The 8,400-nt window shown below is 63.4% G+C and carries 8 protein-coding genes; 7 read left to right on the top strand and 1 reads right to left on the bottom strand.

Going from position 1 to position 8,400, the window contains the following annotated elements:
* Positions 1-240: 240 nt before the first annotated feature.
* Positions 241-807 carry a dCTP deaminase gene (gene dcd / locus LT988_RS09680; RefSeq protein ID WP_232409944.1) on the top strand — a complete coding sequence of 189 codons (567 nt, stop codon included), beginning with the start codon at positions 241-243 and terminating at the stop codon, positions 805-807.
* 196 nt (positions 808-1,003) lie between these two features.
* Here dcd and LT988_RS09675 read toward each other — a convergent pair whose 3' ends face one another.
* Complete coding sequence (locus LT988_RS09675; protein ID WP_232410556.1) at positions 1,004-2,230, bottom strand: glycosyltransferase; 1,227 nt, start codon at positions 2,228-2,230, stop codon at positions 1,004-1,006.
* 84 nt (positions 2,231-2,314) lie between these two features.
* Here LT988_RS09675 and LT988_RS09670 point away from each other — a divergent pair, with 84 nt between their 5' ends.
* From LT988_RS09670 to phoU, 6 genes are all read left to right on the top strand, one after another.
* Positions 2,315-2,713 carry a hypothetical protein gene (locus LT988_RS09670; protein ID WP_232409943.1) on the top strand — a complete coding sequence of 133 codons (399 nt, stop codon included), beginning with the start codon at positions 2,315-2,317 and terminating at the stop codon, positions 2,711-2,713.
* Positions 2,714-2,836: 123 nt separating this feature from the next.
* Entirely contained in the window at positions 2,837-3,880 is a 1,044-nt protein-coding gene (locus LT988_RS09665; protein WP_232409942.1) for a PstS family phosphate ABC transporter substrate-binding protein, read from the top strand.
* 85 nt (positions 3,881-3,965) lie between these two features.
* Entirely contained in the window at positions 3,966-5,357 is a 1,392-nt protein-coding gene (gene pstC, locus LT988_RS09660) for a phosphate ABC transporter permease subunit PstC (protein ID WP_007191820.1), read from the top strand.
* Entirely contained in the window at positions 5,350-6,657 is a 1,308-nt protein-coding gene (gene pstA, locus LT988_RS09655) for a phosphate ABC transporter permease PstA (protein ID WP_007191821.1), read from the top strand. The genes pstC and pstA overlap by 8 nt, the downstream gene beginning before the upstream one ends.
* 64 nt (positions 6,658-6,721) lie before the next feature.
* Positions 6,722-7,585 carry a phosphate ABC transporter ATP-binding protein PstB gene (gene pstB, locus LT988_RS09650; protein WP_232409941.1) on the top strand — a complete coding sequence of 288 codons (864 nt, stop codon included), beginning with the start codon at positions 6,722-6,724 and terminating at the stop codon, positions 7,583-7,585.
* Positions 7,585-8,349, top strand: coding sequence for a phosphate signaling complex protein PhoU (gene phoU / locus LT988_RS09645; protein ID WP_232409940.1), 765 nt, complete (start codon positions 7,585-7,587; stop codon positions 8,347-8,349). The genes pstB and phoU overlap by 1 nt, the downstream gene beginning before the upstream one ends.
* The last annotated feature ends 51 nt before the right edge of the window (positions 8,350-8,400 follow it).

The raw sequence follows: 8,400 nt of genomic DNA, 5'->3' as shown, positions 1-8,400 counted from the left end.
TGCCCGATGGAACCGGGCGCCGATTCGGTAGGGATCGCGACACCGATGGAGACCAGCGGGAAAGTCCGTGCGCTCGCGCGGGGATGGTTTGGCGTGTCCACGTCTGCCGATAGGCAAGGGGTTGGCGTGGCTACTTTGCTTCGCGTTTGAGCGCCATACGCGGTCGAGATGTCTGTGGACTTGTTGGAGCGATCGGCCCTGGTGTAGGCTCACCGGCCGTCTTCCTATCGAGATTCCCCGATGCCCATCAAGTCCGACCGTTGGATCCGCCGTATGGCCGAAGAAGCCGGCATGATCGATCCGTTCGAGCCGGTTCAGGTCCGCGAGGGCGAGCATGGCCGGGTCATCTCCTACGGAACCTCGAGCTACGGCTACGACGTGCGGTGTGCCGACGAGTTCAAGATCTTCACCAACATCAACTCGGCCATCGTCGATCCGAAGAACTTCGACTCCAACGGCTTCGTCGATCTCAAGTCCGACGTCTGCATCATCCCGCCGAACTCGTTTGCACTGGCGCGCACCGTCGAATATCTCCGCATTCCGCGGAATGTCCTCACGATTTGCCTCGGAAAAAGCACGTATGCGCGTTGCGGCATCATTGTGAATGTCACGCCGTTGGAGCCTGAATGGGAAGGCCACGTGACCCTTGAGTTCTCCAACACCACGCCTCTGCCGGCGAAGATCTACGCGAACGAGGGCGTGGCGCAGATCCTCTTCTTCGAGTCGGACGAGGTCTGCGAGACCTCGTACAAGGACCGTGGCGGGAAGTATCAGGGCCAGCGTGGTGTGACTCTGCCGAAGTCGTGATGTCCGCTGAACCGCGTCCGGACCGACATACTGACTTTCGAGCGCGCGCGACCTTTGGTGCATCCACGGCCCTTGGCAGGGACGCGGTTCAAAACCATTTATTCTTCAATACCCTAAACCGCGCCGGTTCCGGCGTTCGTCGAGTCTGCCTGGGCAGATCCCGTCTGAGCACATTCCATACTGCGCCGGGCGCGGTTTAGACGACGTCGTCGGTTTTCGGGGTCGGGTCGACCGCCGGATCCGTCGCCTGATTGCGCACCCGCCGCTCGATGACCAGTGTGTAGAACCGCAACATCCGCTCCGCGAGGACGGGTGCCGACCAGGATCTTGCGTGCTCGACCGCCTCGACGGCGAGTCGCGCGCGCAGTGCCGGATCCGTGAGGAGTCGGACCGCCTTGTCCGCGAAGTCGGTCTCGTCGTCCTCCGCGATGAGCGATCCGCCGCCGCCCGCCAGCACCTCCTTGGTTCCCATCACGGCCGTCGAGACGACTGGCACCCCGAGCGCCATTGCCTCCAGGAGCACGAGTCCTTGCGTCTCGGTCTTCGAGGCGAAGACGAAGGCGGTGCCCGCGCAGTAGCAGTCCTCGAGGGAGCCGTCGCGCTCCAGATAGCCCGTGAACAAGGTGTTGTCGGCCAGCCGGAGATGGTTCGCCAGGGTCTGAAGCCGACGGTGTGCCGGGCCCTCCCCGGCGATGACCAGGAGGACCTCCGGGACCTGCGTCTTCACGCGCACGAGCATCCGCAGGATGAAGTCGATGTTCTTCTCGAAGGCGAGACGGCTGACGTGCACCAGAACGGGACGCCCGGGCGGGATGCCCCGACTGTTGCGGAAACGAGCACCGTCGCCCTGGCTGAACTGGACGAGCTCGATCCCGGTCGGGATGACCGTCGCGGGCGTCTTCACACCGTAGCTCTTCAAGACCTCCAGCATGGCATGCGAGGGCACCGCCAGCGCATCGACAGCGTTGCACTGGGCCGTCGAGAAGTCGCGTGCCAGCCGCTGCATCCAGGCGGTCGGGACAAAAGGCACGTAGTGATGGAGATACTGCTCGAAGAAGGTGTGGTAGCTTTCGACCACCGGGACACCCAATCGCTTGGCGATCCCGAGGCCGAGATAGTGCGCGAAGAAAGGGGTCTGGATATGCAAGAGATCGTATCCGCGGCTCGCCAGCATGCGGTCGTGGCGACGGATCTCGCGGGGACGCAACATGCGATCTTCGGGGTCGATCACCAGATAGCGCGACGGGATGCGCAGAACCTCGAAGGGCTCGGGGGCAGATTCGCCGCCGGCCGCCGAATAATCCGGCGCGATCAAGGTAATCTCATGTCCTTTGTCCACGAACTCCCGCGCAAACGTCTGGATCGACGTCGACACGCCCGTGATGCGAGGGAAGTAGACGTCGGAGATCATCAGGATGCGCATGACGATGGACTTGCGGGCTGTCGGCAAATCGGCGAATCATACCTGCTGTCGATCACTAAGCCCATCCAATGAAGGACTCATGACATGACCGATCTCTCGAGCCGGCGGTCGCTTGGCGAACCGTTGTTTTCGATGCTCCTCGGCGCTGCGCTAACCGTCGGTCCTCTCGGGAACGCCTTCGCTGCGGGGGCGCCCGTGCTGTGGGGTGCGGGCGTCAAACCGTGCTCGGACTTTCTGGCCATCGCACCGTCGGATCCGAGTGCGCAAGCCATCGCAGGGGAGGGCTATCGTCGCTATCAGGAGTGGCTGTCCGGACTCGTGACCGGGCTGAATCTCGCGACGGGGCGCGACGTGTTGAAAGGCGCCGAGCTCGATGCCGCCATGATCCGGATTCGGGCCAACTGCGAGCGTCATCCGAACGACGACTTCTTCAACGCCACCATGCGTTTGGTCCGGTCTCTGGGCGATCCGGACAAGAATTGAGCGCACGCGACGGGTCGGTCAGCTCGGGCTTCGTCATCGTATCGTCACATGAACTTCATACAATCGGCATGATGCAGGGGCACAATTCGGGCTCGCTTATCAACGCCTCCCGGAGGTCATGTCATGAACAAAACGATTATCGCTGCAGCGGTCACACTCGCGGCGGCCTCTCTCTCGACCCAGGCGATGGCCCGTGATTCCATCTGGATCGCCGGCTCGTCCACCGTCTTCCCCTTCTCCACCGCGGTCGCCGAGACCTTCGGTCGCGAGTCGTCTTTCCCCACGCCCAAGGTCGAGTCCCTAGGCACCGGAGGCGGCTTCAAGCTTTTCTGCTCCGGCGTCGGCGTCGACAAGTCCGATATCAGCAACGCCTCGCGGGCCATCAAGCTCTCCGAGTTCGAGCAGTGTCAGGCCAACGGCGTGACCGAGATCACCGAAGTGAAGTTCGGCTATGACGGCATCGCGATCGCGAACTCCAAATCCGGTCCCGTGGTCGACCTGACCCTCGGTGAGCTGTGGATGGCACTGGCGAAGGACGTCCCGAACGACGCCGGTGAGCTGGTTCCGAACCCCTACAAGAAGTGGAGCGAGATCAACAAGGATCTGCCTGATGTGGCCATCGAGGTGCTCGGCCCGCCGCCCACCTCCGGCACCCGCGATGCGTTCGTGGAGCTGGCGATGGAAGGCGGCTGCGACAGCTTCGATTCCATCAAGGCGCTCAAGAAGACCGACAAGGACAAGCACAAGGCGGTCTGTCACGGTATCCGCGAAGACGGCGCCTTCGTCGAGGCCGGCGAGAACGACAACCTGATCGTTCAGAAGCTGGTGGCCAACCCGAACGCCTTGGGCATCTTCGGCTATAGTTTCCTCGATCAGAACGCAGACAAGGTGCAGGGTGCGAAGATCGACGGCGTCGAGCCGACCTTCGAGACGATCGCCGACGGCTCCTATCCGGTCTCGCGCTCGATCTATTTCTATGTCAAGAACGCCCACGTCGGCACCATTCCGGGCATCCAGGAATACGTCGCCGAGTTCACCAACGACAAGGCATGGGGCCCCGAGGGTTATCTGGCCGACAAGGGTCTGATCCCGCTGCCGGACGACATGCGTGCCAGCGTGGCCGAGCAGGCGCAGGCGCTCACCCCGATGGAGGCTCCCGCCAAGTAAGCGGACTCGCTCGGCAGAGCGTGCCCGACCGGTCAGCGGCCTTCGGGCCGCTGGCGTGTTTCATCCGCCACGGCACAGCACATCCATGAATCCATCGACTCTATTGATTGTTTTGCTTGGGTTGATGGCGTTTGCCTATCACTTCGGGCGCAAACGCGCCATCTCCGCCGCCGGCGGTGTCGCACGCCTCAATACACTGCATTCGCTCCCCGCCTATTACGGGCTCTACGCGGCACTCTGGGCCGGAATCCCGGCATTGTTGCTGATGGGGCTCTGGGTCGGCTTCCAGAACGAGATCCTCATCACGATCGTCAAATCGGAGCTGCCGCCGGAGATCCTCGACGGCATGTCTTCCGGTCAGATCGGCCTGATCGTGAACGACATCAAGAACCTCGCCTCCGGCACCATCGTCTCCGGTGTCGTGACGCCCGAGATGCAGGCCGCCGCGGATCGCTACACTCAACTCGATCAGATCGCACGCTGGGCCATGTGGCTGGCTGTCTTGGCGGTTGCGGTCGCAGGTATGGGCTACGCTTGGGCCAAGACCAAGCCGACCATGCGGGCGCGCAACCGGGTCGAGACCATTTTTATGGTTATCCTGGTCATCTTCTCCTCGATCGCCATCCTGACGACGCTCGGGATCATCCTCTCGGTCCTGTTCGAGTCGCTGCTGTTCTTCAAATCCGTTTCGCCGCTCGAATTCTTCTTCGGCACACTTTGGAGTCCGCAGACCGCGCTGCGGGCCGATCAGGTCGGTGCCTCGGGCGCCTTCGGTGCCGTGCCGCTCTTCACCGGGACACTGATGGTCTCGGCGATTGCCATGCTGGTGGCGGTGCCGATCGGGCTCATGTCGGCCATCTATCTGTCGGAGTATGCGCCGCGCCGGGTTCGCTCCTATGCCAAGCCGACGCTCGAGGTGCTTGCGGGCGTGCCGACGGTGGTCTACGGATTCTTTGCCGCCCTGACCGTTGCGCCCGTCATTCGGGAGCTCGGAATCTCTCTGGGCCTGGACGTTGCCTCCGAGAGCGCCTTGGCCGCGGGTTTGGTGATGGGCATCATGATCATCCCATTCGTGTCGTCCTTGTCGGAGGACGTGATCAATGCCGTGCCGCAGGCGATGCGCGACGGCTCCTACGCCCTCGGGGCCACCCAGTCGGAGACGATCCGGCGCGTGATCATCCCGGCGGCTCTGCCCGGGATCGTCGGCGGGATTCTGCTCGCCGTCTCGAGGGCGATCGGCGAGACCATGATCGTCGTGATGGCTGCGGGTCTCGCGGCCAATCTGACGGCCAACCCGCTCGACAGCGTCACGACCGTCACCGTTCAGATCGTCACCCTGCTCACGGGGGACCAGGAATTCGACAGCCCCAAGACCATGGCGGCCTTCGCCCTGGGTCTGACCCTGTTTGTCGTCACCCTGACGCTCAACGTGATCGCCCTTCAGATCGTGCGCAAGTATCGGGAGCAGTATGAATAACGCGCGTGCGGCCGGTGCCCCGCCTCAACGCACCATCGACATCGTCAACGCCAGTCTGAAGCGGCGCTATGCCAAGGAGCGGCGTTTCCGCCTGCTCGGCCTCGGCGCCGTGGTCTTGGGCTTGTTGTTCGTCGCGCTGCTGTTCGCGGATATCGTCGGCAAGGGCTACACGGCCTTTCAGCAGACCTATATCCAGTTGCCGGTGACCTTCGATGCCTCCGTCATCGATCCCGAAGGTGCGCTCGACCCCGAGACCCTCAGGCGTGCCAACTATGCCGCGCTGATCCGAAAGGCCCAGCGCGAGGTCTTCCCCGAGGTCACGGCGCGCCGGGATACGCGGGCACTCGGGTCCATGATCAGCGTCGGCGCTTCCTCGCATCTTCGCGATATGGTTCTGGCCGACCCCGATCTGATCGGGACCACGAAAGAGGTTTGGCTGCTTGCCGACGACGACATCGACATGTTGGTCAAAGGGCACATCGATCGGACGCTTCCGGAGAGCGAACGCCGTGTGAAGGACCAAACGCTCGGGTGGGTGGAACGGCTCGAGTCCGAGGGGCGCATCGAGAAGCGCTTCAACACCATCTTCTTCACGCACGGAACCTCGCGCGAGCCCGAGCTGGCCGGGATTGCGGGTGCGCTCATGGGGTCCTTCTACACCTTGGCGTTGACCCTGCTCTTCTCCTTTCCGATCGGGGTGGGCGCGGCACTCTATCTCGAGGAGTTCGCGCCCAAGAATCGCTGGACCGATCTGATCGAGGTCAACATCAACAACCTGGCGGCCGTTCCCTCGATCGTGTTCGGGCTCTTGGGGCTCGCGGTCTTTATCGGGATCTTCGGCGTGCCGCGATCGACACCCTTGATCGCGGCCTTGGTCCTGAGTTTGATGACCTTGCCGACCATCATCATCGCCAGCCGCGCGGCGCTGAAGTCGGTCCCGCCCTCCATCCGCGAGGCGGCGCTTGGCGTGGGCGCCTCGCCCCTGCAGACGCAGCTGCATCATGTGCTGCCGCTGGCGATGCCCGGCATGTTGACAGGCACCATCATCGGGATGGCGCAGGCACTCGGCGAGACCGCGCCCTTGCTGATGATCGGTATGATCGCCTTTATCGTCGATATTCCGAGCGGCTTCACCTCGCCCTCCACGGTGCTGCCGGTCCAGATCTTCCTCTGGGCCGACAGCCCCGAGCGCGCCTTCGTCGAGCGCACCTCCGCGGCCATCATGGTTCTGCTCGCCTTCCTGATCCTGATGAACCTGACCGCCGTCCTGCTGCGCCGTCGCTTCGAGCGGCGCTGGTGAGCGCGTTTGCGAACATTTTCGATCCCACCGTCCACGGACGTTGGGTCTACACTCGAGGTCAGTCATGAGCACCACGGTTGATGAGATGAGTCGACGCACCGGCGCGATGAGCTCTGCGGAGTTGTCCGGCGAGCGCGAGTCGCGCGCGACGGTCGGAGATGTCACGGTTGCGAACCCGCGCATGGTGTGTCGCGACGTCGATGTCTGGTACGGCGCCAAGCAAGCCATCAAGGGCGTCAGTCTGGATATCGGCAAGAACGAGGTCGTTTCCATGATCGGCCCCTCCGGCTGCGGGAAATCGACCTTTCTGCGCTGTCTGAACCGGATGAACGACACCATCGACGGGTGTCGCGTCACCGGGTCCATCCAGCTCGACGGTCAGGATATCTACGACAAGGGACTCGATCCGGTGCCGTTGCGCGCCCAGGTCGGGATGGTGTTCCAGAAGCCGAATCCCTTCCCCAAGTCGATCTACGAGAACGTTGCCTACGGTGCGCGCATCCACGGGCTCACCAACAACAAGGCCGAGCTCGACGAGCTGGTCTCGGCCAGTCTTCAGAAGGCCGGCCTCTGGAGCGAGGTCAAGGATCGCCTGGACCAACCCGGGACCGGGCTCTCCGGCGGCCAACAGCAGCGGCTGTGCATCGCGCGCACCATCGCCGTCTCCCCCGAGGTGATCCTGATGGACGAGCCTTGCTCTGCGCTCGATCCGATCGCCACCGCCATCATCGAGGAGTTGATCGACGAGCTGCGGGCCAACTACAGCATCGCCATCGTCACCCACTCGATGCAGCAGGCCGCGCGCGTCTCGCAGCGCACCGCCTATTTTCATCTCGGTGATCTGATCGAGGTCGGCGAGACCAATCAGATCTTCACCAACCCAAAGCACAGGTTGACCGAGGACTATATTACCGGGCGGTTCGGCTGATGGTCGGCGACAACACTGGCTTCGCTGCCGGCGACATTGCGGGCGGTCATACGGTTCGCCGTTACGACCAAGAGCTCGCGAAGCTGCGCGGGATCATCCTCGACATGGGGCAGCGGGTGATCGAGCAGACCCAAGCCGCCGTCGCTGCATTGGTCGACGGCAAGGACACCCAAGCCTACCGCGTGCTCGATCGCGAACCCCAGATCGATTTCCTCTCCCTCGACGCGGACGAAGAGATCTTCCGCGTTATCGCCCGTCGCCAGCCCACCGCGGTCGATCTGCGCATCGTGCTTGCGCTCTCGCGCATCGCCGGCGATGTCGAGCGGGCCGGCGACAAGGCCGTGCGCATCGCCCGTCAATCCTTGGCGCTGCGCGAAGGCGGCCTCATGCCGGGCGGGCTCCCGTCGGATGCACTCAAGGATCTGCTCCGTAAACTCGACGACCATGCCTGCTGTATGTTCGAGCGCAGCATCCAGGCCGTCGCCGGTTTCGACGTGGAGCTCGCACTCGGGGTCTTCGAGGACGAGCCGCGGCTCTTCGGGGCCTCCGACGAGGCCCGCGACTTCCTCGGCCAAGAAGATCTCGCCGGATTTACGCCGCGCCAAATCGTCTGTCTCCTGACCGGCGCCCATGCCTTGGAGCGCATCGGCAATCACGCCTCCAACATCGCCGAGCAGGTCATCTACGTGTCCGAGGGCAAGGACATCCGCTACCGCAATCGCGAGATCCTGATCGAGACCCTGCGTCGCGACCGCGCGTCCTAGGTCGCGCGGTTGTGTTTCGTCGCGGCACGTCCGACAATCGACGAAGCGCGC

Origin of the sequence: Thiocapsa bogorovii, from assembly GCF_021228795.1 — a bacterium.
GTDB classification, from domain to species: domain Bacteria; phylum Pseudomonadota; class Gammaproteobacteria; order Chromatiales; family Chromatiaceae; genus Thiocapsa; species Thiocapsa bogorovii.
The sequence above is the reverse complement of the archived record's forward strand: the minus strand, read 5'-3'. Positions and strand labels throughout refer to the sequence as shown.

What these genes read in the sequence shown, in the direction of transcription:
- LT988_RS09675 (WP_232410556.1), bottom strand. Translation starts at nt 2,230, where the DNA reads ATGCGCATCCTGATGATCTCCGACGTCTACTTCCCTCGCATCACGGGC.
- pstA (WP_007191821.1), top strand. Translation starts at nt 5,350, where the DNA reads ATGAATAACGCGCGTGCGGCCGGTGCCCCGCCTCAACGCACCATCGAC.
- dcd (WP_232409944.1), top strand. Translation starts at nt 241, where the DNA reads ATGCCCATCAAGTCCGACCGTTGGATCCGCCGTATGGCCGAAGAAGCC.
- LT988_RS09665 (WP_232409942.1), top strand. Translation starts at nt 2,837, where the DNA reads ATGAACAAAACGATTATCGCTGCAGCGGTCACACTCGCGGCGGCCTCT.
- pstB (WP_232409941.1), top strand. Translation starts at nt 6,722, where the DNA reads ATGAGCACCACGGTTGATGAGATGAGTCGACGCACCGGCGCGATGAGC.
- pstC (WP_007191820.1), top strand. Translation starts at nt 3,966, where the DNA reads ATGAATCCATCGACTCTATTGATTGTTTTGCTTGGGTTGATGGCGTTT.
- LT988_RS09670 (WP_232409943.1), top strand. Translation starts at nt 2,315, where the DNA reads ATGACCGATCTCTCGAGCCGGCGGTCGCTTGGCGAACCGTTGTTTTCG.
- phoU (WP_232409940.1), top strand. Translation starts at nt 7,585, where the DNA reads ATGGTCGGCGACAACACTGGCTTCGCTGCCGGCGACATTGCGGGCGGT.